General features: G+C 33.4%; 22 protein-coding genes and 1 tRNA gene. 9 read left to right on the forward strand and 14 right to left on the reverse strand.

Annotated elements, in window-relative coordinates:
- The first annotated feature begins 110 nt into the window (after positions 1–110).
- The 4 genes from ACFFGA_RS03130 to ACFFGA_RS03145 all read left to right on the forward strand — a co-directional run bounded on the left by ACFFGA_RS03130 (position 111) and on the right by ACFFGA_RS03145 (position 5545).
- Positions 111–1409: an O-acetylhomoserine aminocarboxypropyltransferase/cysteine synthase family protein gene (locus ACFFGA_RS03130; protein WP_386059513.1), complete on the forward strand. Its 1299-nt coding sequence runs from the start codon at positions 111–113 to the stop codon at positions 1407–1409.
- Positions 1410–1479: 70 nt separating this feature from the next.
- Entirely contained in the window at positions 1480–2487 is a 1008-nt protein-coding gene (locus tag ACFFGA_RS03135) for an alpha/beta fold hydrolase (protein ID WP_386059516.1), read from the forward strand.
- 88 nt (positions 2488–2575) lie between these two features.
- Positions 2576–4267, forward strand: a complete 1692-nt coding sequence (recJ, locus tag ACFFGA_RS03140) for a single-stranded-DNA-specific exonuclease RecJ (RefSeq protein ID WP_386059519.1) — start codon at positions 2576–2578, stop codon at positions 4265–4267.
- 3 nt (positions 4268–4270) lie between these two features.
- Complete coding sequence (locus tag ACFFGA_RS03145; protein WP_386059522.1) at positions 4271–5545, forward strand: MFS transporter; 1275 nt, start codon at positions 4271–4273, stop codon at positions 5543–5545.
- Here ACFFGA_RS03145 and ACFFGA_RS03150 read toward each other — a convergent pair.
- Both ACFFGA_RS03150 and ACFFGA_RS03155 read right to left on the reverse strand, forming a co-directional pair.
- Positions 5542–6294, reverse strand: a complete 753-nt coding sequence (locus ACFFGA_RS03150) for a UDP-2,3-diacylglucosamine diphosphatase (protein ID WP_386060618.1) — start codon at positions 6292–6294, stop codon at positions 5542–5544. The two genes, ACFFGA_RS03145 and ACFFGA_RS03150, sit on opposite strands and share 4 nt — an antisense overlap.
- A gap of 66 nt (positions 6295–6360) precedes the next feature.
- Complete coding sequence (locus ACFFGA_RS03155; protein ID WP_386059525.1) at positions 6361–6810, reverse strand: 6-pyruvoyl trahydropterin synthase family protein; 450 nt, start codon at positions 6808–6810, stop codon at positions 6361–6363.
- A gap of 130 nt (positions 6811–6940) precedes the next feature.
- Between ACFFGA_RS03155 and ACFFGA_RS03160 the strand changes: the two genes are divergently transcribed.
- Positions 6941–7570 carry a 2OG-Fe(II) oxygenase gene (locus tag ACFFGA_RS03160; RefSeq protein ID WP_386059527.1) on the forward strand — a complete coding sequence of 210 codons (630 nt, stop codon included), beginning with the start codon at positions 6941–6943 and terminating at the stop codon, positions 7568–7570.
- Positions 7571–7703: 133 nt separating this feature from the next.
- On the opposite strand, the gene ACFFGA_RS03165 is transcribed toward ACFFGA_RS03160, so the two are convergent.
- Complete coding sequence (locus ACFFGA_RS03165; RefSeq protein ID WP_386059530.1) at positions 7704–9038, reverse strand: MATE family efflux transporter; 1335 nt, start codon at positions 9036–9038, stop codon at positions 7704–7706.
- On the reverse strand, positions 9035–9535 hold the full coding sequence (locus ACFFGA_RS03170; RefSeq protein ID WP_386059533.1) for a GNAT family N-acetyltransferase: 501 nt from the start codon (positions 9533–9535) through the stop codon (positions 9035–9037). Before ACFFGA_RS03170 ends, ACFFGA_RS03165 begins: the two co-directional genes overlap by 4 nt.
- A gap of 36 nt (positions 9536–9571) precedes the next feature.
- On the opposite strand from ACFFGA_RS03170, the gene ACFFGA_RS03175 reads away from it, so the two are divergent.
- Together ACFFGA_RS03175 and ACFFGA_RS03180 are read left to right on the forward strand one after the other, a co-directional pair.
- Positions 9572–10369, forward strand: a complete 798-nt coding sequence (locus ACFFGA_RS03175; RefSeq protein ID WP_386059536.1) for a universal stress protein — start codon at positions 9572–9574, stop codon at positions 10367–10369.
- A 3-nt stretch (positions 10370–10372) separates the two neighbouring features.
- Positions 10373–10446 (forward strand) — tRNA-Ala (locus ACFFGA_RS03180).
- A 26-nt stretch (positions 10447–10472) separates the two neighbouring features.
- Here ACFFGA_RS03180 and ACFFGA_RS03185 read toward each other — a convergent pair.
- The 6 genes from ACFFGA_RS03185 to ACFFGA_RS03210 form a co-directional block, all read right to left on the reverse strand.
- Positions 10473–11009 (reverse strand): alpha/beta hydrolase family protein, encoded by a 537-nt coding sequence (locus ACFFGA_RS03185; RefSeq protein WP_386060621.1) that lies wholly within the window; start codon positions 11007–11009, stop codon positions 10473–10475.
- Positions 11010–11018: 9 nt separating this feature from the next.
- On the reverse strand, positions 11019–11312 hold the full coding sequence (locus tag ACFFGA_RS03190; protein WP_386059539.1) for an alpha/beta hydrolase family protein: 294 nt from the start codon (positions 11310–11312) through the stop codon (positions 11019–11021).
- Positions 11312–14071, reverse strand: a complete 2760-nt coding sequence (locus ACFFGA_RS03195; protein WP_386059542.1) for a PD-(D/E)XK nuclease family protein — start codon at positions 14069–14071, stop codon at positions 11312–11314. The genes ACFFGA_RS03190 and ACFFGA_RS03195 overlap by 1 nt, the downstream gene beginning before the upstream one ends.
- Positions 14072–14136: 65 nt before the next feature.
- Entirely contained in the window at positions 14137–15534 is a 1398-nt protein-coding gene (locus ACFFGA_RS03200) for an OmpA family protein (RefSeq protein WP_386059544.1), read from the reverse strand.
- A gap of 123 nt (positions 15535–15657) precedes the next feature.
- Entirely contained in the window at positions 15658–16851 is a 1194-nt protein-coding gene (kbl, locus tag ACFFGA_RS03205; protein WP_386059547.1) for a glycine C-acetyltransferase, read from the reverse strand.
- 37 nt (positions 16852–16888) lie between these two features.
- A complete protein-coding gene (locus ACFFGA_RS03210) occupies positions 16889–20011 on the reverse strand; it encodes a UvrD-helicase domain-containing protein (RefSeq protein ID WP_386059549.1) in 3123 nt (1040 codons plus the stop codon).
- Between the two features lie 114 nt (positions 20012–20125).
- On the opposite strand from ACFFGA_RS03210, the gene ACFFGA_RS03215 reads away from it, so the two are divergent.
- Complete coding sequence (locus tag ACFFGA_RS03215; RefSeq protein ID WP_386059552.1) at positions 20126–20734, forward strand: superoxide dismutase; 609 nt, start codon at positions 20126–20128, stop codon at positions 20732–20734.
- 543 nt (positions 20735–21277) lie between these two features.
- Here the strand turns inward: ACFFGA_RS03215 and ACFFGA_RS03220 are convergent.
- The 4 genes from ACFFGA_RS03220 to purN form a co-directional block, all read right to left on the reverse strand.
- On the reverse strand, positions 21278–23176 hold the full coding sequence (locus ACFFGA_RS03220) for an amidophosphoribosyltransferase (RefSeq protein WP_386059555.1): 1899 nt from the start codon (positions 23174–23176) through the stop codon (positions 21278–21280).
- Between the two features lie 100 nt (positions 23177–23276).
- Positions 23277–24203, reverse strand: coding sequence for a PfkB family carbohydrate kinase (locus ACFFGA_RS03225; protein ID WP_386059557.1), 927 nt, complete (start codon positions 24201–24203; stop codon positions 23277–23279).
- 79 nt (positions 24204–24282) lie between these two features.
- Positions 24283–24924 (reverse strand): ribonuclease H1 domain-containing protein, encoded by a 642-nt coding sequence (locus ACFFGA_RS03230; protein WP_386059559.1) that lies wholly within the window; start codon positions 24922–24924, stop codon positions 24283–24285.
- Between the two features lie 64 nt (positions 24925–24988).
- Complete coding sequence (purN, locus tag ACFFGA_RS03235; protein WP_386059562.1) at positions 24989–25552, reverse strand: phosphoribosylglycinamide formyltransferase; 564 nt, start codon at positions 25550–25552, stop codon at positions 24989–24991.
- Between the two features lie 272 nt (positions 25553–25824).
- On the opposite strand from purN, the gene ACFFGA_RS03240 reads away from it, so the two are divergent.
- Positions 25825–26058 carry an acyl carrier protein gene (locus tag ACFFGA_RS03240; RefSeq protein ID WP_008269813.1) on the forward strand — a complete coding sequence of 78 codons (234 nt, stop codon included), beginning with the start codon at positions 25825–25827 and terminating at the stop codon, positions 26056–26058.

A 26058-nucleotide genomic window follows, 5' to 3' on the forward strand; every position in this document is an offset into this window, starting at 1 on the left:
TACTCATTTGTAATTAGCATTTTCTTTTTAACATTTTTCTATTAAGTACGCTTCTAACGAGGCTTATTTGGCTTTTGGTTTAATTTATTTTAACTCAAAAACTTAGAAAAATGAGTACACAAAAATTTGCAACAAAAGCGTTGCACGCAGGACACGACGTTAGTCAAACAGGAGGAACAAGAGCTGTTCCTATTTATCAAACTACATCTTACGTTTTCGATGATTCGGATGATGCCGCAGGACGATTTAATCTTTCGGTACCAGGATTTATTTACACAAGGCTAAACAATCCAACAAACGACATCTTAGAACAACGATTAGCAGCTTTAGAAGGAGGTATTGCAGCAGTAGCAACAGCTTCTGGAACAGCCGCAATCTCTACAACGCTCTTAACACTTTTAAGAGCAGGAGATCATATCGTTGCTTCTAATAGTTTGTATGGAGGAACCTATAATTTATTGAGTGTTACCTTACCAAGACATGGTATTACCACAACGTTTGTAGATCCATCCGACCCAGAGAATTTTCAAAAAGCAGCTCAAGAAAACACTAGAGCTTTCTTTATTGAATCATTAGGAAACCCTAAGCTCGATGTTTTAGATATTGAAGCGATTTCTAATAAAGCAAAAGCGCACAAAGTGCCTTTAATAGTAGATAATACTGTTGCTACCCCTTCTTTGCTTAACCCAATTGAATATGGAGCAAACATTGTTATTCATTCATTAACAAAGTATATCAACGGTAATGGAACGTCGCTTGGAGGTGTTATAATTGATGCAGGTACTTTTGATTGGGCCAATGGAAAATTCCCTGAGTTTACGGAACCTTCAGCGGGTTATCACGGATTAGTTTATAGCGAAGCTATAGGACCAGCAGCATTTATTGCAAAAATTAGAATTGAAGGCTTAAGAGATTATGGAGGAGCTTTAAGTCCGTTTAACGCCTTTCAAATTATTCAAGGTCTAGAGACTTTAGAGTTACGTATTCAAAAGCATAGTGAAAATGCTTTAGAACTTGCAAAATGGTTACAAGAGCAACCAGAAGTTAATTGGGTAAATTATCCAGGACTAGAAACCAGTAAGTATAGAAATCTTGCCAAGAAGTACTTGCCAAAAGGACAAAGTGGTGTTGTAACTTTTGGTGTTGAAGGAGGTTATGAGGCTGCAAAAACAATTGCAGATACAACAAAACTATTTTCCTTACTGGCTAATATTGGTGATACAAAATCATTGATTATACATCCTGCAAGTACAACACATCAACAGCTAAGTGATGAAGCACAAGAAAGTACAGGAGTTACAAAAGATCTTATCCGTCTTTCTGTTGGTATAGAAAATATTGAAGATTTAAAAGCCGATTTAAAAGAAGCTTTTGCTGTTGTAAAGCAGAAGTTAGCAGTTCAAGATTAGCCTTTATCATGTTTGTTCATTAATAGGTGCCTTTTTTATAAAGGCATCTATTTAATATTTAATTCTCGAAATGGAAAAATTACAATACATAAATATCCCTAATTTTATTACTGGCACAGGTGCGCGTATAGATGTAAATCTATCTTACCAGACTTTTGGCAAAGCATTACATGAAGCTCCAATTGTGTTGGTAAACCATGCACTTACAGGCAATTCTAATGTTATTGGTGAGCAAGGTTGGTGGAATGACTTAATAGGTGACAATAAGCGTATTGATACTAATGTATATACTATTTTGGCATTTAATATTCCTGGAAATGGTTATGATAATAGACCAGAAAACTTAATTGAAAATTACAAAGATTTTACAGCAAAGGATATTGCCAGGCTCTTTGCAGCTGGATTAGAAAAATTAGAAATAGAGCAACTTTTTGCTGTAATAGGTGGGTCTGTTGGAGGTGGAATTGCTTGGGAATTAGCCGCTTTAAAACCAAATTTAATAGAGCATCTCATTCCCATAGCTACCGATTGGAAATCTACAGATTGGTTAATTGCCAATTGCCATATACAAGATGCTATACTAAACCACTCTAGTGATCCTTTGGCAGATGCAAGAATGCATGCTATGACCTTGTACAGAACACCAGAATCTCTAGCTCAAAAATTTGAAAGAACTAAAAAAAATGATTCGCTTTTTAATATTGAATCATGGTTGAATTATCACGGAAATAGTTTAAACAATCGTTTTCATCTTTCAGCTTATAAAACGATGAATCAAATATTAAGAACGATTGATATTTCTGAAGGTAGAAACAACTTTGTAGAGGTAGCTTCAAAAATCTCATCTAACATACATATCATAACCATAAATTCTGATTTGTTCTTTAAAGCAGAAGAAAATTGGAATGCTTATGTCAATCTAAAAAGTGTAAAAGACAATGTTACCATTAGCGAAATTAAATCCATCCATGGTCATGATGCCTTTTTAATTGAATTTGATCAACTTTCAAGATTCCTGAAGCCTATTTTTCAAAACGAAATGAACGTAAACACATGTTTACAACAATGTGTGGCATAGTATGTTGATTAGTTTGTTTTAGAAGAACTTCAATAATTATTCTGAAAAAAATTAAGTTATGAGCAACTCATAACTTAATTTTGTAGCTATGCGTTGGACACTAAAACCAAAACCAGAACCTTCCAAAGTAGAGGAATTAAAAAAAGCACTACAAGTAGATGATATTGTTGCAACATTGTTGTTGCAAAGAGGTATTGAAACGTACCAAGAAGCAAAAACTTTTTTTAGGCCAAGTTTTGAAGATTTGCACGATCCATTCTTAATGAAAGATATGGATAAGGCTGTTGCACGCATAGAAAAAGCGATTGCAGATGGTGAAAATATTTTGGTGTATGGTGATTATGATGTCGATGGGACAACTTCCGTTGCTTTAATGTCTTCGTACCTAAAAACCAGGACGCCTAATGTGGCAACCTACATTCCAGACCGCTATAACGAAGGTTATGGTGTGTCTTACAAAGGTATTGATTTCGCGGACGACAACGATTTTTCACTAATTATCGCTTTAGATTGTGGAGTTAAGGCCATTGAAAAAGTAGCTTACGCAAAAGAAAAGGGCGTTGATTTTATTATTTGCGATCATCACAGACCTGGAGATAAAATACCAGATGCTATTGCAGTTCTAGACCCAAAACGAGACGATTGTGAGTATCCGTTTAAAGAATTATGTGGATGCGGAGTTGGGTTTAAATTGATTACCGCATTAGCTTCAAAACAAGGACAAACTGTTGAAGATTTAGTAGAGTATTTAGATTTAGTAGCCACTGCAATTGGTGCAGATATTGTACCTATTGTTGGTGAGAATAGAGCTTTGGCTTATTTTGGTTTACAGGTAATTAATACCAATCCAAGACCAGGAATGAAAGCTATCATAGCTGAGGTTAAAAAAGAAGAACTCACTATAACTGATGTGGTTTTTATTATAGCTCCACGAATTAATGCCGCTGGAAGAATGAAACATGGCAACCACGCTGTAACGCTTTTAACCGAAACGGATTTCAATTTGGCTGCTGAGTATGCTGTAGATATTGATGACTTTAATACCGACAGAAAAGAAACTGATAAACGTATTACTGAGGAAGCTTTACTTCAAATTGAAGAAATGAACGAACAAGAAGGCTATACAACAGTAGTTTATAACGAAAATTGGCACAAGGGAGTGATTGGTATTGTGGCCTCCCGATTAATTGAAACGTATTACAGGCCAACATTGGTTTTTACCAAGAGTGGCGATAAATTAGCGGCTTCGGCACGTTCAGTCTCTGGTTTTGATGTGTATAATGCACTGGAAGCCTGTTCAGAATATATCGAGCAATTTGGTGGACATAAGTATGCAGCAGGTTTAACGTTACTTCCAGAAAACTATGAGACATTTAAAGCAAAATTTGAAAGTGTTGTTAAAGAAACGATAGACCCAAAACTATTAACACCAGAATTAAAGGTTGATTTAGAAATTGAATTAAGTCAGATAGATGATAGGCTTATGCGAATTCTAAAACAATTTGCTCCATTTGGACCAGGAAATATGTCACCAACCTTTATGACACAAGGCATAAAAGATACAGGTTATGGTAAATGTGTTGGTGAGGACGACAAGCATTTACGCTTTACAGCTACACAATCGTTTAACGATAAGATAGTGTGTATAGGATTTGGACTAGGAGATAAAATAGACATCATTAAAAGCAGAAAACCGTTCAGTGCAGCCTATTCAATTGATGAAAACCATTGGAATGGTAGTGTGAGTTTACAGTTGAAATTAAAAGATATAAAACCTTAGCTCTTGGCAAAAAACGATCCATACGCAGCTTTAAGATTTAAAGAGTTCAACATCTTTTTATTAGTGCGATTTGCATTAGTTTTTGGGTGGTCAATGCAATTTGTGGTTATTGAGTGGCAAGTTTATGCACTAACGGAAGACCCTTTATCACTTGGAATAATTGGTCTTTGTGAATTTTTGCCTGCCTTTTTTCTAGCACCTTTTGCAGGACATATAGTTGATAAAAAAGAAAAACGAAACCTATTTACACTGTGTATTGCGTTATTTTCTTTAATAAGTTTTGGGTTGTTTTGGCTAACTTCAGACCAAGTAGAATCCTCATGGCAGACAAGCACCATTTTATATGGAATTTACGCTTTGGTATTTTTTGGAGGTGTATTAAGAGCTTTTTTCGGTCCAACTATTTTTTCGCTTATTGCGCTTCTTGTACCTAAAAAAGCATATCCTAATGCAGCAACTTGGAGTAGTAGTACATGGAAAGGAGCAAACGTTTTTGGGGCTTTGTGTGGTGGATTTTTAATTGCTTGGATAGGTGTTCACTACACATTGGGTATCATATTCGCTTTAGTAATGTTAGCATTGGCACTAGTATTCAAAATTGGCAAAAAACCGATTTTTAACAAAGGAGTTAATGAATCTATTACAGAAAGCCTTAGAGCAGGATTGAGTTTTGTGTTTAACGACAAGGTTATTTTAGGAGCTTTAACCTTAGATATGATAGCTGTTTTATTTGGTGGTGCTGTGGCTATTTTTGCTGTATTTGCAAAAGATATTTTAGGTGCAGGACCAAAAGGGTTTGGTATATTAAATGCAGCACTGTCTTCCGGTAGTATTATTACGATGTTAGCAACGACATACATACCGATTACAAAAAATACAGGAAAAAAACTGCTCATTTCGGTTTTTGGGTTTGGATGTTGTATGATAGTTTTTGGAGCATCTAAATTATTATGGTTGAGTGTTTTGGCATTGTTTTTTTCAGGTGTTTTTGATGGTATTTCAATGGTAGTACGCCAAACGATTCTTCAACTAAAGACTCCAGATGCGATGAGAGGTCGAGTAGGTGCTGTAAACTCTATGTTTGTGGGTTCTTCAAATGAGTTGGGAGCACTTGAAAGCGGCATAGCAGCAAGAATTTTTGGTGCGCCTTTAGCAGTTGTGCTTGGTGGTTCGGCAACACTTATAATTGTTGCAATAATAGGAATCAAAAATAAGCCACTACGCAAGCTTGATTTACAACATGATATTGAAGAGCATGAAAAGGAAGAAGTCGCTTAGTATTTTTTTAACTCAAATGTCTCTCCGTCAAAAACTCCGTAGGTATAGTACTGAATCCAATCACCTAAGTTAATATACTTTGACTTATCGTTTAATTGAATTTCAAGCGGTAGATGCCTATGTCCAAACACAAAGAAATCTCTGTGTTTTTCTGCAAGTTTTTTCTTGCTGTAAACGGCTAACCATTCATTGTCTTCACCTAAAAATTTAGCATCATCATCTCCAGAAATCAGTTTATTTTTTACAGACATATATTGCCCTATTTTAACACCTATATCTGGATGAACCCATTTAAATAACCACTTGAAGAATGGGTTTGTAAACACTTTTTTCATGCGTTTATAACCTTTGTCTCCAGGACCCAAGCCATCACCATGACCAATAAAAAAAGTAGTGTTATTGAATGTAAATTCTTTAGGCTTGTGATAGACTGGAATACTAAGTTCTTCTTCAAAATAGCCATTCATCCATAAATCGTGGTTACCCACAAAATAATGGATAGAAATACCAGCATCACTGATTTCTGCCAGCTTACCTAAGGTTCTGGTAAAGCCTTTTGGGACAACGGTTTTGTATTCAAACCAAAAATCAAATAAATCTCCAATCAAGAAAATAGCAGCAGCATCGTGTTTTATTTCATCTAACCAAGCCACAAATTTCTTTTCACGAGGTTTTGAAGCTTCACTGGTTGGAGCACCAAGATGATTATCTGATGCGAAATAGATTTTTTTTCCTTCGGAAATTGTTATGTGATTTGATTTAGTATTCATTTAATAAACGAGACGCTTCGACTGCGCTCAGCGTGACATTAATGTTTAGTTATCAGAAGCATACCACTCAGCAAAGCTGGTCGCTGTCTCTTGTAGTTTTAGTGAGTGAAGCTTAATATTATTTGGAAGACGTTGTTTTATCTTTTCAGCAAAATCAATCACCATCATTTCGCTGGTAGGTTGATAATCTACCAATAAAATATTGTGTCCTCTGTCTTTCAGTTCCTTAGCAAGTTCTACATGAGGTGTGTTTTTGTTGAATACGGTAGCGTGGTCAAAAACGTCAACAATTTCTTCTTTTACAATTTTCTTTAGGTCTCCAAAATCTATTACCATTCCAAATTTTACATTAGTAGTATCAGAAATCGGAATTCCTATAACCGTAACATTTAATCGGTAGCTGTGGCCATGCACATTTTTGCACTTTCCGTCATAGCCATAAAGTGCGTGACCAGTTTCAAAAGAAAACTGTTTTGTAATTCGAATTTTACTCATTCCAACTTAAATTATACTGCAAAGATATTATAAATGTAAAACGAATGACTTTTTAGGTTACATTTGCGCACTTTTTTAAAATAATCGATGCGTCAAACAATGAAATCTATCATTTTTTCTTTAGACTAAAGTGAATAGTCTTTTTGAAGCCATTCCGTTTGCAGAGAATGCTCTGTACGAGAATATTATAGCAGATCTTACCACTAAAAAATACAGTGTTATTGACGATTTTTTTACAGCAGACGAGGTTATGGCCTTAAGGGCATCTTTGCTGCATAAATATGAAGAAGATAACTTTAAAAAATCGGCAATCGGTAACCGTACAAACGAGATAATAAAAGCCAAAGTTAGAGGCGATATTATTCTTTGGATAGATGAACAAAACATAAATAATGCAGAGGCATTATTCTTTCAAAAGATAAATGACCTTAAGGATTACCTTAATAGAACTTGTTTTTTAGGAATTAATCAAAAGGAATTTCATTACGCTATCTACCCAAAAGGTACATTTTATAAGCGGCATTTAGATATGTTTCAGAATGACGATAGACGAAAACTATCTATTGTTTGCTATTTGAATGAAGAAAATTGGAAACCAGAAAATGGAGGCGAACTCACACTATACTTAGAGCAAGGAGAAGAAATTATATATCCTTTTCCTGGTAAAGTAGTGATTTTTGAAAGTCAGGTTTTAGAGCACGAGGTAAAACCTGTTAATACGCCAAGATTAAGTATTACAGGTTGGTTAAAAACCCGATAATTAACGACGTTTACGGTTGTAGAAATAGGCAATAACGAGTACAATGCCTAATATTAAAAACAAACCATTTCCGCCTAAAAATTTAAGAATATCCATTTTTATAATTTAAAATCGAATTATTTATGGGCTAAATTTACGAGTTTTGAGCAAGAGTTATAAAAGTTTTTCTAAATTTTATGATTAGTGGTAAACCACGAGCAATGATCCAGAGCGTAAAGGTAATAAAGATACCTGTAAGCTTATAGTTTTGATAATCTGCTAGAAAAATTATTGGAGTAAATACTAAAATTGAAGAAAATAGTAATACATTTCTTAAGTATTTCATTTTCCCTAGCCCTTTAAATACACCATCAAAAATAAAGGCTAAAGCACATAACGGTTGCATTAGCAATACAATCCAAAACACATTATAAAATTCGTTTAAAACAGCTTTGTCATTGCTAAAAATATTGCCAGTAGGATAATATAAAATGGCGCCAATTACGGCAATAATTACTCCGACTGCAATTCCGTATTTTATAAGTTTATTGCTTAAATCTATAAGGCTTTTATAATCTTTTGCACCGAGAAGTTTACCGGATAGAATATTGCCAGCACTAGCATAACCATCGATAAGAAAGGCACCCAAAAACCAGAGATTAATAGCAATTGTGTAGGCTGCAATGTATTTTTCTCCATATTTGGTTGCAAAACTCGTTGCTAAATAAAGTGCCAAATTTAAGGCTAAGGTTCTTATAAAGAGGTTGAGAATCATTAATGCAAATCGTTTAATCTCAGGATTAAAAGGAAGCTTTGCCAACAACGGAATATCTGTTTTTTTAAGAATGTAATAGGCAGAAAGTATTGCCATAATAATTTGAGCCAATATACTAGCATAAGCCGCTCCTTTAATGTGCATTGCTGGTACTATTCCCTCTATGCCGTAAACAAAAACAACATCTAAGATAATGTTTGCCAACGCACCTGTAATAGCAATAAGCATTGGGTAATATGTGTTTTGCAAACCTCTAAACGTACCAAAAACAGCAATTGTAAATAACGTGAAGGGAAACCCAAAAACTCTAATTTGATAATAAGCTACACTAAAATCAAGTATTTCGCCAGAAGCGTTGTAAAGCTTAAAAATATGAGCAGCCAAAGGGTAGGTAACTGCAATAATAATTAAACTAAGCGATGTAATTAATAATATAGCTTGCGCAGGCAGATTTTTTACTTTTTCAATATTTCCTGCACCTAAATACTGTGATACAATAGATGATATAGCGCTTCGAGTTTGTCCTAAAACCCAAATAAGCATGGATAAAAATGTTGAAACAATACCAACAGCAGCTAAAGATGTTGTGGCATTATATTCCATATTACCAATTATAGCAGCATCTGTTAGAGATAAGATAGGCTCTGACACACCAGAAATTAAAGCTGGTATGGCGAGCTTGTTGATTTGTTGTAAAGTTATTTTTGTGTTCAAATTATTAATTCGTAACAATGAAATGGATGCTCACTTTGCTTTGGAAAGTAAATATCACCTAGTCGTTTGTAACCACGAAGTTCGTAAAACTTTTGGTTTCTTTTGTTCTGCGAAAACGTATCTAATCTTATAGAGCTATAGTTGTTTTCAATAGCGTGCTTTTCTGCAAAAGCCATTAATTGTTGAGCGTAACCTTTGCCTTGCAATTCTGGATGAATGGCTAGTCGGTGTATGTAAATATTATTTTCATTTTTAGTAAGCCATTTTATGGGCATGTATTCCTGATCCATTAAAGTTGAAATGACTATTGTTCCACTAACAAATCCATTGTGTTCTAAAACGTAAAGTTCGTTTCTTTCTATATCATTTTCAAAAGCAGAAGGATTAGGATAATGTTCGTTCCATTGATAAATACCATTAGTTATCATGAATTTAGCACAAGCTTTAGTAAGCTTCATAATTGCTTCTATATCTTCAATCTTCCCTTTTCGAATCATTTTTAATGTGTACTTTTGTTTTAAATTTATTTTAGAATGAAAACGATATTAGTTCCTGTTGGGTCTTCTAAAAATGCAAAATCTCATTTGCAATATGCTATAGATTTTGCAAAAGCTTTTGGAGCCAAAGTATATGTTGTTCAAATATATAATGTTTATACCAAAGCTGGTACAATGATAAAAATAGATCATATACTAGAGCGAGAATCTAAAGCTTTTTTGGATGCACATGTAGCTTCTATTGATACAAAAGGAGTTGAGGTTATTGCTAAAACATTTAAAGGCAAGCTTATAGACACCATAGAAAAAGTGTGTGATGTTTTGGGTGTAGATTTAATTATTTTAGAACCAAGAACCAATTCCATTAAAGACGAAGTGTATTTAGGGAAAACATCTGGTAAAATTATAAAACGTACACAAATACCTGCTTTAATAGTTCCGGAAGGCTATGTTTACAAACCAATTGTTAAGGTTTTAATAGCTTTAAAATCGGCAGTAATTAAGAAAGAGGGTGTTTTAGTTCCTTTATCAAGTATAAAAAATCAGTTTAAAGCTGTGGTTAATATACTTTTAGTTAAGACTCCACACCACCAAAAGGGTGATTTTAACCTTAACGACGAGTTAACAGCAATGGTAACTAATAAAACCATTGCGGATAGTCCTACAACGTTTCAGGCAGTATTAGAGCATTATAAGAAAAATGACCCAGATTTGTTATGTGTTGTAAGGCGTAAAAGAGGATTTTTTAAAAAACTATGGGAAGATGATACTATCTTGAAGAAAGATTTTCATAGTTCTAATATCCCAGTTTTGGTATTGAGCGGATTAAAATAAAAAGGGGCATTAGCTCAGCTGGCTAGAGCGCTACGCTGGCAGCGTAGAGGTCATCGGTTCGACTCCGATATGCTCCACAGAACTCGTCTTAATGACGAGTTTTTTATTTTATAAATTCAATTATAGAAGAAATTACATTGTTTAGCTCTGGTGTAAGTGTTTCTTTAATCCAAGGGTGTCTTATGTTAAACACATGATCTGCTGACTCTATTATTTTTAGATGACTATTCGGATTCCATCTATGTAAAGTATAAGCTTCTTTAATTTTTACAGAAGTGTCATTATCTCCATGAATAATTAGGTGAGGAATTTTTAATCGTTTTTCTGCAGATTCAATATGGAGTCTTTCTTTATTGGCTACAAAATCTTCATAAAATTGATAATAATGTGGCATTTGTTGTTTTGTTCTTCCATTGAGCACATACTTTACACCTGTTTCTTTCCATGATTTTAGCTCTCCTGTTGTCGCTGTTCTTTTTTCAAAATCGCATACACTAGCTAAAGTGATGAGTTTTGTAATTCTGTTATCTTCTGATGCTTTTAAGATCGCTATTCCACCACCACGACTATGACCAATTAAAGTGATTTTATTCGTGTTTACACTTGGGTTGCTTTTAAATCTATTTTTAGCCCATGTAATAACGGTACCTTAATCTTCTAACTCTTTACTGTAATTGTTATTACCGAAGGCTTTTAAATCTGGAAAATCTATTGGGTTTTCTATGGTGCCACCATTGTGCGAAAAGTTGAATTTAACGAAACAAAAACCTGCTTTTGCTATTGATTCTGCCATAAGATTCCAAGCTCCCCAATCTTTAAACCCTTTATAACCATGACAGAAAATAACAATGGGTTGATCCATTATGTCTTTTGAATAGAACGTATCTATGAGAATGGATTTTTTCCCTGTTCGTTTTAAAATAATGTTCTTTTCCGTTGTCATTAGCCGAGTTCTTTTTCAAGAAAATCTATGTCTGGGTTGCAAATTTCTAAAATGAGTTTTTTAAGCTCAGTTTCAAATTTAATAAGAGTTTCTTCTGTAATTAATTGGTCTTTTGTTCTACTGCCTGAAGATTCTTTTTTGCCAAATTTTAAAAACCCTTCACTAAGATTTTTAAACGAAATAATACCTGCTTCAACAGGTAGGCTTATTAGGTTTTTTTGATGCATCATATAAGTATAACATAACACTTGGAATGACTTACTGTATTTATCGTAATCTGTTGTTAGGTCTTCCCAGTTTACAATCTCAACTTTATTTTGCTCTACTTTTCCAGATTTATAATCAACAACCCTGGTTACACCGTTTAATTGATCAATTCTATCTACTTTACCAGTTAATTTAATTGGAAAGTTTAGGTTGTCAATTTTTATTTCAATGGTTTCATCAGCTTCAATAGCCAAGATCTTAATTTTATCACCGTTTTTTAGGCTTTCGATTTCTAAGTTGATAAAATTTAATATGTAACGTAATGCAATTTCAAAAATAATGAGATTTTTTCCCTTTGTAAAATCGCCATCTTTATAAAGGTTTTTAAAATGTGAAGTTACTGTTTCTTTAGCTTTAGTTTTAAAATTTTTAAGATGTTCTATGGTTAAAAAAGCACCTTCCAAAGGCTTATAAAAATCTTCTAAAGTGTTATGTATAACTGAGCCCAAGGTGTTTGCTGCAATATTTTCTTCTACATCTTCAAATTCTTTAATACCCAATACTTTTTCATGGTAGAAATCAATAGGATTTCTAATATAATTTGTTAGAGATGATGGTGAAAATCCTTTAGCAGAGAGTTGTTTAAGGCTTTCCATTACCAATGGTGTCTTGGCGATTTGAGTTAGCTTTTTTTCTATCACAGGAACTTCAGGAGAAATAATTGAATGCTTTATGTTGTGTATACCTTCAATCTCTAATTGGGTGATGAATCTACTTTTTTCACCACCTTTTAGTGCATCAACCTCTGTATTATAAAGGATATAGACATTTTTTGCACGTTGTAAGAGCCTGAAAAAATGATAAGTGTAAACAGCGTCTTTTTCTTTAAAGGTTGGTAGCTTATTTTCAATTTTTACATCAAAAGGAATAAATGAATTGTTTGTTTTTCCTGAAGGGAGAATACCCTCATTTACAGAACTTATAATAACGGTTTCAAAGTCTAATACACGAGACTCTAACATTCCCATAATTTGAAGACCTTCAAGAGGCTCTCCTTTAAAATCTAAGGTTTCTGTACTTAAAAGCTCTTTGTAAACGCCATGCAAACTATTTATAGAGTTGAGGTATTCATAATCATTATTTAATTGCGAGAGTTGATTAAACAACGTATTGAAACGATAAAGGTATTCTAACTCTAAACTGTTAAGATGTTTATTGCTTTGAAGGTTTTCCTTTATCAATAAAACAAGATTCGAGCAGGCTTCTAGTGCATTTTTAGGCTGATTCTCCCATGACTTAAACAAAAGGTCTATAAGATAGCCTTTAGAATCTGTCAGTTGCTTTAACTCGTCATTTGATATATAGACTAAGTTGTTTTTTTGTATGTGCGCTGAAATATAAGAAGAAGCATTATCAGGCTGCGTTTCAAACAAACTATAGATAGATTGATGAGATATTACATCAATAACATCTTTGTAGTAGTATTTATCTGGATTAGTTTTATGAATGTAGAATAGTTTTTCAAAAAATGAGGATAAAGGCACAAACTTTAGTGGCAAACCCATCGTAACATTAAGGTGGGTAATACTTTTAGGTATGGAATTTAGAGTAGGAATTAGTAAGTTCTCTTCTCCCATAACTACGGCAGTACTTGTTAAGCCTTTATTACCTATGTTTAGTTTCTCGAGAAGTTGCCCTATATATTTTGCTTGGCCAACAAGTTTAGGAATTCCGATAACCTCTATAGTTTTAGGGTTGTAATAATATGATGTAGCCCAATTAAAAGAATGTTTTTTAAAGTAATTCCATTGAGACCTATGTTGTCTAGTAAATAAACCAGCATCATGGATTTCATCGTCTATAAAAGTTTTGTCGATATCCCAATAGATATGAGCTAAATCATTTTGAAGTAAACCTTGTATAATCCTTGATTCCGATTCGTTAAGTGCATTAAAACCTAAAAAAACATGAATTTTACTAGTATTGTTTTCAATATAAGCTTCAAGACTTTCGGATGCTTCTCTGTATATTAAACCTTGATACCCTTGATTGTTTTGAAGTAAAATCTCTGTAAACGCTTGATAGTATTCCTGAAGTCGCTTCCAAAATTTCAGATGGTTTTTTATAAGATCCGTTTGGTTTGTCTCTAACGACCAATGGTTTAGCTCTTTTATAGCACTTAAATAGTCGAATATTTGTTGTTGAGGAATGAGGTATCTGTCAATCTCGTTAAAGTCTTGCAGTAAGATTTGAGCCCATTTAGAAAAAACATCAAAGGGCTCTTGCTCTTCTTTTTTTGTAAGATTTAAGTACGCGCTGTAAAGTTGAAAGAGTAGCTCGGTATTTGGGAGATTTTGTAAGCCAGACAATTCTTCAACAAACTCTTCAATGCTTAGTATTTGAGGTGAAAGAATGGGTTGTTCTAGTAAGGTAGAGAGTTGGTGTTTTAAAAACACACCAGCACGTTTGCTAGGGAGTATAAAGTTAAGATCTTGAATTCTTAAGCCTTTAGACTTTAAATCAATCAATACACTTTTTATAAAACTTTCCATTTTATAAAAATAAAAAACGCTCCGATATTCGGAGCGTTTTTAAAATATATTTTAGAAGTGTTTAATTAGTTTTTCAACTTAACTTCAACACGTCTGTTTTCTTTTTTACCAGCTCTAGTTTTGTTGTTAGCGATAGGGTTATCTTCACCAAAACCTTGAGCAGTTAATCTGTCTGCATTAATACCATTAGCGATTAAGTAATCTCTAACTGCATTTGCTCTTCTTTCAGATAAAGCTTGGTTCATTGTTCTAGAACCATCACTATCTGTATGACCTTCAATAGAGAAGTTTGCTTGAGGATATTCTTTAAAGATTGCTACCATAGCTTGTAATACTTGGTCAGTTTGCTTCTGGAAAGTCGCTTTACCTGACTGGAATAAGATAGATCTAGAATATTCATTTAAAGTATTCATTACTTCTTCAGTTGGCTTAACTTCTGGACATCCGTTGTTAGCAGCTGTACCAGCTTCGTTAGGACATTTGTCATCTTTATCTAAAACGCCATCTCCATCAGTATCTGGCCAAGGGCAACCGTTGTTTGCAGCTGGACCTGATTCGTTAGGACAGTTATCATCACCATCAGCAACACCATCACCATCAGCATCTGGACAACCCATTAAAGATTTTAAACCTGCAACAGTAGGACATTTGTCATCTTTATCCATTACACCGTCACCGTCACCATCAGGGCAACCGTTAAACTCAGCTAAACCAGCTGTGTTAGGACAATCATCTTTAGAGTCTTGTATACCATCATTATCAGAATCTGGACAACCATTAAAGATTTCTAAACCAGCTTCTTCTGGACAAGCATCGTCTTGGTCATAAATACCATCACCATCAGTATCAGTACCGCCAAACTTTAATGTAAGACCAACTGAATGTTGGAAATGTGTAGGTAAGTAATCTTCAAAAGCATGCTTATAAGTAGATTGTGCAACGATACCTAATTTTTCGTTAAACCAATATTTTAATCCTAATGTACCGTTTAAAGTTCCAGCACCTATATCATCAACCCAAGTGTATCCACCACCAACACCTAAATAAGGGTCAACGCTGTTAGAGTTAATTAATTTCATAAAGCTATATGAAACACTACCATCTAATCCGTAGTATGTTAAATCGTCAACTTTATTTGTAGTTTCTTCACCTGTAACAGGATCGAAATTAGTACCAAATTTGTCAATTCTGTTTATAGAACCAGTAACATTAAGAGTAAACCCATCGCTAAGATATCTAGACACAGAAATCATAGAAAGAGATGGCATAATGTTCCAATGATCTTCTACGTTAAAGTATTCGTCAAAATAATCACCTTGTGGTGTATCTTCTCCGACTGGATAAAAATCAACCGCATTCACTCCTAAGGTAATAGCCCAAGGATTGTTTTGATCTTGTGCATTTGTAGTGCTGAAGCTAATCAAAAGCACTGCAACAAAAAATAATCTGCTAAGATTTTTCATATTCTAATCAATTTAATTTTAAGTGTTAATTGTTGGCAAAAGTAAGTTGTTAAATATTATTAACAAAGACAAATATAAAAAAATATTGTTACAATGCCCCAAAATAGCGTGTTTGTATCGATTTTAAATAATTTCTAGGCTTTTTCCAACCTTAATGAAGGCTGATATAGCTTTGTCTAAATGGTCTTTTTCGTGTGCAGCGGATAATTGTACACGTATTCTAGCTTTTTCTTTTGGTACCACTGGGTAAAAGAAGCCAATGACATAAACACCTTCTTTTAGTAACATATTTGCCATTGTTTGAGACAGTTTTGCATCGTACAACATAACAGGTACAATTGCCGAATCACCGTCTATAATATCAAATCCTGCGTCTTTCATTCCTTTTTTAAAGTATTTGGTATTCCAATCTACTTTGTCTCTTAAGGTAGTATCATTTTTAAGCATATCAAATACCTTGATTGATGCCCCTACTATAGCTGGTGCTAGTGAATTTGAAAATAAATAAGGTCTTGAACGTTGACGAAGGATTTCAATAATTTCTTTCTTGGCTGTAGTATAACCTCCCATTGCACCTCCCATTGCTTTACCAAGGGTTCCTGTAATAATGTCAATTCTTCCAAGAACGCCTTTTTCTTCTAGGGTGCCTATTCCTGTTTCACCTATAAAACCTGTTGCATGGCATTCATCTATCATTACCATTGCATCATATTTGTCTGCTAAATCACATATTTCATCTAGTGGAGCGACTAATCCATCCATAGAGAATACTCCATCTGTAACGATTATTTTAAATCGAGCTCCATTTTCATTAGCAGCAATAAGTTGTTTTTCTAAATCTGCCATATTATTATTCTGGTAACGATATCTGGCAGCTTTGCACAAACGAACACCATCAATTATTGAAGCATGGTTTAGCGAATCCGAGATTATAGCATCCTCACTGGTTAATAAAGGTTCAAATACACCACCATTTGCATCAAAAGCTGCAGCATATAAAATGGTGTCTTCTGTGCCATAAAAATCAGCTATTTTTTGCTCTAACTCTTTGTGTATGTCTTGAGTACCACAGATAAACCTTACTGAGGACATACCAAAACCGTGTGTGTCCATGGTGTCTTTTGCAGCTTTTATAACATCTGGATGAGATGAAAGCCCTAAATAATTATTAGCACAAAAGTTTAATACTTTTTCACCAGTATTAAGTGTAATTTCTGCGCCTTGAGGAGATGTGATAATTCTTTCTTCTTTAAATAAACCAGCCTCTTTAATAGACTCAATTTCTTGTTGTAAATAGGTTTTTATATTTCCGTACATATTTCGTTTTGTTAGTTATGCAAAGGTAATTGATAAATTATACTTTAATAATGTTGATGGTATCATTTATGTAAACTAAAAACTTTTGAATTACACTAAGGTTCATTTGGTTTATAATATGCTCATATTCATTTATTTGAGATTTGTGTGAAATCTCAATATCGCCTGTTTTGTAATCTATTATAACAACTTCATTTTTAGAATTTATATTTAATCTATCAGGCCTAATAAGTTGCCCAGAATTTGTAATAATATCGCGTTCATTGTAAATTTTAAAATCATCGGTAAAATAACTTTTAATTTGTGGATGTTCAATGACTTGAATCACAGATTGTTTTAAATCATCTATATTTTCTTTTTTAATATCTCCAGAAATCAATAAATCATTAAATGCAAAATCAACATCTTGAATGGTCCTTATTTTAGATAAGACTAAATGAACTAAATTACCACGTTCAATAGCTTTTTCTTGTTTTGTATCCCATAACAAACCAGCTTTTGTGATGATACTTAAATTATGATCTTCTTTAGGAACAGAGATTAGTTGAAGAACTTCAGGAACAGTAACTTCTTCAGGTTGTTGTTGCTTAGGGCTTAATTTTCCAAAGTTATAAGATAACTGATTGTCTGACCAATCTTCTGAATTTTTAAGGTACTGCATAAGCATTCCAGCATAAGTGTTGTTATTTATATTTCCCTTAGCATCTGTATCTTTTTTAGAGATAATATAAAGTTGTTCAACAGCCCTGGTTAGTGCAACGTATAGTAAATTAATGTTGTCGAGCTCTAATTGCGATTGATGTGTGTCGTAAATTTGCTTGCCTATTTCTCCAAAATGCTCTAAATCTTTATTATAGTTAAGCAATAAGGTTTCGAAGCCATCTTCATTTATGGGAAACCAAACTTTTGGTTCTAATTCCTTATAAATATTAAGATCAGCAAACGGAAAAATAACAATTGGAAACTCTAAGCCTTTGGACTTATGTATGGTCATTATTTTAATCGAATTTGTGTCTTCGGATGAAACAATACTGAGGCTGTCTTTTTTCTTATCAAAATAATTTACAAAAGCAGCTAAATCCGAATTTTGATTTTGTGTAAACTCTAATACAACATCTAAATAAAACTGAAGGTATGCATCAGAAGAATTATGAAGATTAAAAGTTCTTATAAGTTGTTCTACAAGTTCGTATAGCGGTAAACGCAGTAACTCGTTTTTATCTAAAAAAATGTTTATTTGTTTTAGACTTTTAAACATCTCTTCAATATCGGGATGGAGATGGGACTTAAAAAAAAGATGTTTGTCTTCAATCTGCTTTTGATCTGACAAAAATGATAACACATCAACTTTTAAGCTATCATTGTTTGGTTGAAGCAATAACTTTAAAAATGTATCTAAAAAGTGAACTTTAGGTGAGTTTTTTAAAAGTAAGGTTTCGGAAGAGGTGATATTAATTCCTTTGTCGCTTAAATAATTAGCAATAGTAATACCTTCCTTCCGTTTTCTAACAATAACACAAATATCATTTAAAGCATAACCATTTCCTTGGCATTGTTGTATAGTTTTAAAAACCTCATCAGCATATAATTCATCGGTATTATCATCTTTTTCAAATTCTAAAAAGTTAAGATTAACGTAGCCTTCAATATCGCTATCTGTATTTTGATGAGAATTTTTATAAAGGTTAGCGTAGCTATTATCATTAAAATAGTTTTCGCTCAAAAACTCAAAGAATTTATTGTTGAAATTGATAATTTCTTTTGCGCTCCTATAGTTTGTGTCCAGAGTTAAAACATCTGCTTCAACCTGAAACGGATTTTTAGTTTTATTATAGAGGTTAATAAATTGTTCTGCATCACCACCTCTCCATCTGTAAATGGCTTGTTTTGCATCTCCTACTAACATAGCAGAACCACCAGATGTCGCCAAAGCGTTATCTAAGAGATGTACTAAATTTTCCCACTGCATTATAGAAGTATCCTGAAACTCATCAATAAAATAATGCTTAAATTTTTCGCCTAACCGTTCATAAATAAATGGAGTAGGTTGTCCTTTTATTTCATTGCTAATAATTTTATTGAATTCTGAAATCAGCATTTTATTCTGATCCTCCTTAAGTATATTAAGCTCCCTCTGAATGCTATTTAATACAGATAATGGAGTGATATTTTTATAAAACCCTTTTTTTAGCTTTAATTGAAAAACTAAAGCTTTGGTAATTGAAAATGCCTCTATTAGTTGTGGTTGAATACTGTTTATTGTAGAAGCAATAGTATCTGTAACACGTTTTGGGTAAAGGCTGTTACCCTCCAGCAAATCATTCTGCCAAGCAGCTTCAAAACCAATGCTAAATTTTTTAAGACTTAAATTTTTAAAGTGATTGGGAAGCGATTTTCTATTAAAATCATCAAACTGTAAGCCACATTCATCTATTAGTGTTAAAACCTCTGTTGCAATCTTTTCAATCTCAAGCTCTAAGCTATTAATGTCTAAAGCCAGTTTCTTTTTTAAGGTATTGAAATCCTCTAATGTTTTGTCTTTTAGAGCTTCAATAGCAAATATGTCATTTTCGCTGACTAAGAGCTTAGCTATTTTGTTAAAGTCATAACTTATATCCCAACTCTTGTCATCATCTGCTTTTTCTAGAGCAAAATCCACAAGTATGTTGGTTAAATCCTTATCAGTACCTGCTTTAGAAATTAAACTATCTACAGCTTCATTGAGCAAACGATCTTGGTCTAACTCTACTTCAAAATTTATAGGTAATTTAAGATCGTAAGCAAAGGTTCTAATAACGCGATGTGTAAAGCCATCTATGGTAGAAATATCAAAGGCACCATAGTTATGTATAATGTATTTTAGGAGTAATTTGGATTTATTATGTAGGTACTCTGAAGAAATAGATAATTCTTTGCAAATATCCCTAAACATAGGATGCGGATTAACAAGAGCTTCTTCCGAAGAAAATAATCTCAGCATCTTTATAATGCGCTCCTTCATTTCACCTACTGCTTTATTGGTGAAAGTTATGGCTAAAATGGATTTAAACTGGTCGTAGTTTTTTGATGCAACTAAAATTTTAATATACGATTTTGCCAAGGTGAATGTTTTACCACTACCAGCAGAGGCATCGTATATTTTATAAGCCGAATTCTGCAAAAGATAAATTTTATACCAAAATAGGGAATCTTAATAATTTATTTAGAATTTCTTGTTTTCAAAATTGTAAATTTGTGTATAATGAAATATTAACACTGTAAAACACAAAATATTATGGCTTTTGAATTACCAAAATTAAAATATGCTTATGATGCTTTAGAACCTCATATCGATGCGAGAACAATGGAAATACACCATACTAAACATCATAATGGCTACACAACAAAATTAAATGCTGCTATTGAAGGTACTGATTTAGAAGGTAAAACTATAGAAAACATACTTACCAATTTAGATATGTCTAATGGTGCTGTTAGAAATAATGGTGGCGGATTTTACAACCACTCATTGTTTTGGGAAGTTATGAATCCGGAAGGAAAAGGACGTTTGTCTGGCGATTTAAAAGATGCTATTGAAGCGGCTTATGGTTCTTTTGATGCTTTTAAAGATGCTTTTTCTAAAGCTGCGGCAACACAATTTGGTTCTGGTTGGGCATGGTTATGTGTGCATAAAGGAGGAAAAGTAGAAGTTTGTTCTACACCTAACCAAGACAATCCATTAATGCCAGGAGTTACTTGTGGCGGAACACCTATTTTAGGATTAGACGTATGGGAACATGCTTACTATTTAAACTATCAAAATAGAAGACCTGATTATATTGAAGCGTTCTTTAATGTGATTAACTGGAATGAAGTTGAGAGACGCTATGCGGAAGCAAAGTAAACTATTCAAATAATAAATATTGATTTGAAAATCCAAGCTGAAAGGTTTGGATTTTTTTGTGGCAATTCAATAGGAGAGTACTATTTTTTATAAATAAAGATACCAGCCAAGGCGCTGGTATAAAAATGAAAAAGGATGAACAGACGTTCATCCTTTTTGCCCCAAATCTACCATAAACTTAACCTACTTATGTTATGGTGAATCAAATATAGGTTTACATTAATTTAACTTTTCAATTTTTTGGATAAACGACCTATAAATTAGTCTAAGCGTGGAAAGTGCTGTTATTCTACAAGAATAAGTTGTGAAATCTGCTTGAAAGTAAAAAACTCACTTAAAGTAATACTTTAATTAAGCCAATAAAAAAAGGTGAACACTGTTCACCTTTTTTTGCCCCAAATCTACCATGAACTTAACCTACTTATGTTATGGTGATACCAATGTAAATCTTATTTGTTAAAACAGTACATATATTGGATGAAATGCATTTTTCTTCGGTGAAATACACGTTTTTTCGGATAAAATGTTGTTTTTGAGTGCTAATTAGTAGGCACGCTCCTTATTTCCTTCGTAGAAATTTATAAAAGCTCTGTTTACTACACGATTACCACCATCTGTTGGATAATTCCCTGTAAAATACCAATCTCCTAAATTCTTAGGACAGGCTTTATGAAGGTTCTCTACCGGTTGAAATATTATTTTCACTTCAGCATTTACGTCATCATCGCTAAGTAATTCTGATATCTTATCGGAAATTTGTTTGTCCGTAAAACCGTCGTAAATTTCTTTAACATAGTTCACAACGTTTTTGTCTTTTAAATCTACCTGTTTAATGCATTTCTGATATACTTCTTCTACAATATGGTATCTGTTATTTTCTTTTAATAATTCTAAGGCCGCTCTAAAAGCAACCAGGCCTTCTAGATTCGCCATATCAATTCCATAACAATCTGGATAGCGAATTTGAGGTGCAGAGGAAACCACAACAATTTTCTTAGGTTTTAACCTATCCATCATTTTAATTATACTCTTCTTAAGTGTTGTTCCTCTTACAATACTATCATCTATAATTACTAAATTGTCAGATGGTTTTATAACACCGTAAGTAACGTCATAAACATGGGCAACCAAATCATCTCTGCTACTATCTTCGGTAATAAACGTTCTTAGCTTAACATCTTTGATAGCAATTTTTTCTATTCTAGGCCTTTCTGAAAGTATTTCAGTAACACGTTCCGCAGATAATTTACCATTACCGTCTAATATAGACTGTGTTTTTCTTTGGTTTAAGTGTTCTTCAACGGTATCAATCATACCATAGAAGGACGTTTCAGCAGTATTAGGTATAAATGAAAATACGGTATTTTGTGTATCTCCATCAATAGCTTCAAGCACTTTTGGCATTAATAACCTACCTAATTCTTTACGTTCTTTGTAAATTTCTGCATCACTTCCTCTAGAAAAATAAATACGCTCAAAAGAACAAGCTTTTCGCTCTAATGGCTCTAATATTTTCTTAATTGATGTTGAACCAGATTTCTTTGTTATGATCGCATGTCCTGGCTCTAATTCCATGACGTCTTCGAATGCCACATTAAATACCGTTTGTATTACAGGACGTTCTGATGCAACAACGACAACTTCATCATCTTTATAATAGTAGGCTGGACGAATACCAGCAGGATCTCTCAATACAAAAGAATCTCCATGACCTAATAAACCAGCCATAGCATAACCACCATCCCAGTTTTTAGCAGCACGCTTTAGTATCTTACCAACTTTTAGACGTTCTGCAATGAGAGGAGAACATTCACTTTTACTATAACCTTCTTTTTTTAGATCCTTGTAAATTTTTGCAACAGCATCATCTAAAAAATGGCCTATCTTTTCCATTACAGTAATGGTGTCTGCCTTTTCTTTTGGATGTTGCCCTATTTCTACCAAATTGTCAAAGAGCTCATTTACATTTGTCATGTTAAAGTTTCCTGCAACAATAAGATTTCTGTGCATCCAATTGTTTTGTCTTAAAAACGGATGTACACTTTCCACACTATTCTTACCAAAAGTACCATAACGCACATGTCCTAATAACAATTCACCCACATAAGGAATGTGCTTTTTTTGAAGCGCAACGTTATCCTGGTATTCTGGATTTTGGGTTAACTCTTCGTTGATGCGTTCATTAATTTGGGAAAAAATATCTTGAATTGGCTGTTGTGCAATAGAGCGGACACGGCTAATATAACGCTCACCAGGTTTGGTGTCTAACTTAATACTTGCAAAACCAGCTCCGTCTTGTCCACGGTTATGCTGCTTTTCCATCATTAAATACATTTTGTTAACACCATAAAAAGCACTGCCATATTTTTTCTTGTAGTACTCTAAAGGTTTTAAAAGTCTAATAAGTGCTATACCGCACTCATGTTTTAAAGCGTCACTCATGATTAATTCTCCGCTATTTTCGTTTTATTCATTATTAGATTCTGAATCCCGAAACTTGGGGACAGAATGAAAAACGCGCTCAATTTTGAGCGCGTTGGTATTACGTTAATTCTATATCAAATTGTGTTAGACTCTTAAATTGGTCTAATCGATTATATATTTCTTTATCTGTTAAATTGAGCATACGTTCTGTCCCAAATTTTTCTACACAGAAAGACGCAAGGGTGGAACCATATATTACAGCGTTTTTCATATTTTCAAAAGAAAAATCGCCAGTTTTAGCTAAATATCCAGTAAAACCACCAGCAAAAGTGTCTCCTGCTCCTGTTGGATCAAATACTTCTTCTAGAGGTAATGCAGGTGCATAGAACACATTATCATTATGAAACAATAAAGCTCCGTGTTCACCTTTTTTAATAACTACATATTTAGGACCCATTTCATGAATCTTTCTTGCCGCAACAACCAATGAGTATTCTCCAGTTAGTTGTCTTGCCTCTTCATCATTAATGGTTATAACATCTACATGTTTAATGGTGTTGTGTAAATCTTCAAGCGCGCAATCCATCCAAAAATTCATGGTATCTAATACCACTAATTTTGGTTTTTCAGACATTTGATTTAAAACACTCATTTGAGTTAAAGGGTGCAAGTTGCCCAACATAACAACTTCGGCATCTTTATAGCTTTCTGGAACCACTGGGTTGAAATGTTCTAAAACATTAAGTTCTGTCACTAAAGTGTCACGAGAATTCATGTCATTGTGGTATTTGCCACTCCAAAAGAAAGTTTTGCCGTCTTTTACAATTTCTATACCCGAAACATCAATATTTCTTTCAGACATTAAGTCTAAATAGTCTTGAGGAAAATCTCCACCAACTATAGAAACTACAGCTGCATCTACATTAAAATTAGAAGCGGCTAAACCAATGAAAGTACCAGCTCCGCCAAGAATTTTATCGGTTTTACCAAAAGGTGTTTCAATAGCATCAAAGGCTACAGTTCCAACAATCACTAATTTACTCATTACCCAAGTTTGAATTAAGGTGCAAATTTACATAAAATATATTCCTTGTGAAATAGGCATTGTGGCTTTAAATAAGATATTATTTCCTTCCAAAATCTGCTGGAATTTCTCCCCAAGCTTTAGTTTCCCATTTGACAATGGTTGTTTTGTAAGTATTTTCGTTAAGCCATTTCACAGCACGATCTACCAATTCAAAAACAGGTTTGTTTTTATTGTTGCGCTCTAGCTTAGAGTTGCAGGTCTTTTTTTTAACCCAACTCATAGCTGTTTTAGAATCTGTGTATATAATTCTGTCGCTATTGTTTTGTTTTAAAAACGCCAAACCATGTACTATAGCTAAAAATTCACCTATGTTATTGGTACCTTCTTCAAAAGGGCCTTGAATAAAAAGTTGCTTTTTAGTTTTTGTATCAACACCTCTATATTCCATTTTTCCGGGATTTCCGCTTGAAGCTGCATCTACAGAAATTGAGTTGTAGTTGGGTTGTCCAATTTTTTTTAGTTGTGCTTCAGAAAGTTCACTTCTAAAAGTTTTCGATTTACCTATATAATCCTTGTAATTACCCTTTAGTGCTTTTTTTGCAGCTTCAAAAGTTGAAAATGACTTATACTGAGCACCTTGAAAATCTTTGATTTGGGCTTTGCAATCGTCCCAAGACTCAAAGACTCCTGTATGGTGACCTTTCCAAACGGTATAATATTTTTTTTTCTTTTTACTCATTTTTTGTCATTCCTGCGTCCGCGTGTCGCCATAGCTTTAACTGAGGCGCAAGGCAGGAATCTCATCATTTTAAAATTTCATCCACCACTCTAGGAAAATGCTCCATTTCTAATTTATGAATTTTTTCAGCAACATTCTCTGCAGAATCTGAAGCATTCACCTTGCATTTTGCTTGAAAAATAATCGCTCCTTCGTCATAATTTTCATTTACATAATGGATTGTAATGCCAGTTTCAGTTTCTTTATTCGTTACAACAGCTTCATGTACATGCATGCCGTACATCCCTTTTCCACCATATTTTGGCAATAGTGCAGGATGAATATTTATTACTTTATTAGGAAACACTTTTAGTATAAACTCAGGAAATTTCCAAAGGAAACCAGCTAAAACAATAAGATCTGGCTGAGAAACTTTGAGAATGTTAAGTACGTCTTCAGATTTAGAAAAGGCAATTCTATTAAACGATAAAGCGCTAACATTCAGTTTTTTGCAACGATCTAAAACTTTGGCATGAGGATTGTTAGTTAGTACCTGAATAACAGACGCATTATCTCTGTTGTGAAAAAACTTAATTAAATTTTCAGCATTACTTCCACTTCCGGACGCAAAAATTACAATACGTTTCATCAGTTGATTTACATTTTAAATTACTGTCTGACAGAATTCGCTAATTTTAATCACAGAATGCACTGCAACCTTTGTTTAAGCACATTTCATTTACAGACATTATATGTTTATATTATTCAAACAAAAAAAGAATAATAATTAATAATTGGGTGCAAATTAAAAATACTTCTATCGATTTTAGTAATTTAAAGCACATTTTATCGGTAAAGGTGATTTTTAAAATAAAGTTTTTTTATTTTTGCCATCTAATTAAAACTTAAAATTAAAAGATTATGTCAGACATTGCATCAAGAGTAAAAGCGATTATCGTAGACAAATTAGGTGTTGATGAAAACGAAGTTGTAACAGAAGCTAGCTTCACAAACGACTTAGGAGCAGATTCATTAGATACTGTAGAATTAATAATGGAATTTGAAAAAGAATTTGATATTCAAATCCCAGACGATCAAGCTGAAAACATTGCAACAGTTGGTCAAGCTATCTCTTATATAGAAGAAGCAAAATAA

Source organism: Winogradskyella pulchriflava, from assembly GCF_042434315.1.
GTDB lineage: Bacteria > Bacteroidota > Bacteroidia > Flavobacteriales > Flavobacteriaceae > Winogradskyella > Winogradskyella pulchriflava.

Coding starts and splice junctions, on each gene's coding strand:
- ACFFGA_RS03130 (WP_386059513.1), top strand. CDS start 111: ATGAGTACACAAAAATTTGCAACAAAAGCGTTGCACGCAGGACACGAC.
- ACFFGA_RS03135 (WP_386059516.1), top strand. CDS start 1,480: ATGGAAAAATTACAATACATAAATATCCCTAATTTTATTACTGGCACA.
- recJ (WP_386059519.1), top strand. CDS start 2,576: ATGCGTTGGACACTAAAACCAAAACCAGAACCTTCCAAAGTAGAGGAA.
- ACFFGA_RS03155 (WP_386059525.1), bottom strand. CDS start 6,810: ATGAGTAAAATTCGAATTACAAAACAGTTTTCTTTTGAAACTGGTCAC.
- ACFFGA_RS03170 (WP_386059533.1), bottom strand. CDS start 9,535: ATGATTCGAAAAGGGAAGATTGAAGATATAGAAGCAATTATGAAGCTT.
- ACFFGA_RS03175 (WP_386059536.1), top strand. CDS start 9,572: ATGAAAACGATATTAGTTCCTGTTGGGTCTTCTAAAAATGCAAAATCT.
- ACFFGA_RS03190 (WP_386059539.1), bottom strand. CDS start 11,312: ATGACAACGGAAAAGAACATTATTTTAAAACGAACAGGGAAAAAATCC.
- ACFFGA_RS03195 (WP_386059542.1), bottom strand. CDS start 14,071: ATGGAAAGTTTTATAAAAAGTGTATTGATTGATTTAAAGTCTAAAGGC.
- ACFFGA_RS03200 (WP_386059544.1), bottom strand. CDS start 15,534: ATGAAAAATCTTAGCAGATTATTTTTTGTTGCAGTGCTTTTGATTAGC.
- kbl (WP_386059547.1), bottom strand. CDS start 16,851: ATGTACGGAAATATAAAAACCTATTTACAACAAGAAATTGAGTCTATT.
- ACFFGA_RS03215 (WP_386059552.1), top strand. CDS start 20,126: ATGGCTTTTGAATTACCAAAATTAAAATATGCTTATGATGCTTTAGAA.
- ACFFGA_RS03220 (WP_386059555.1), bottom strand. CDS start 23,176: ATGAGTGACGCTTTAAAACATGAGTGCGGTATAGCACTTATTAGACTT.
- ACFFGA_RS03225 (WP_386059557.1), bottom strand. CDS start 24,203: ATGAGTAAATTAGTGATTGTTGGAACTGTAGCCTTTGATGCTATTGAA.
- ACFFGA_RS03230 (WP_386059559.1), bottom strand. CDS start 24,924: ATGAGTAAAAAGAAAAAAAAATATTATACCGTTTGGAAAGGTCACCAT.
- purN (WP_386059562.1), bottom strand. CDS start 25,552: ATGAAACGTATTGTAATTTTTGCGTCCGGAAGTGGAAGTAATGCTGAA.
- ACFFGA_RS03240 (WP_008269813.1), top strand. CDS start 25,825: ATGTCAGACATTGCATCAAGAGTAAAAGCGATTATCGTAGACAAATTA.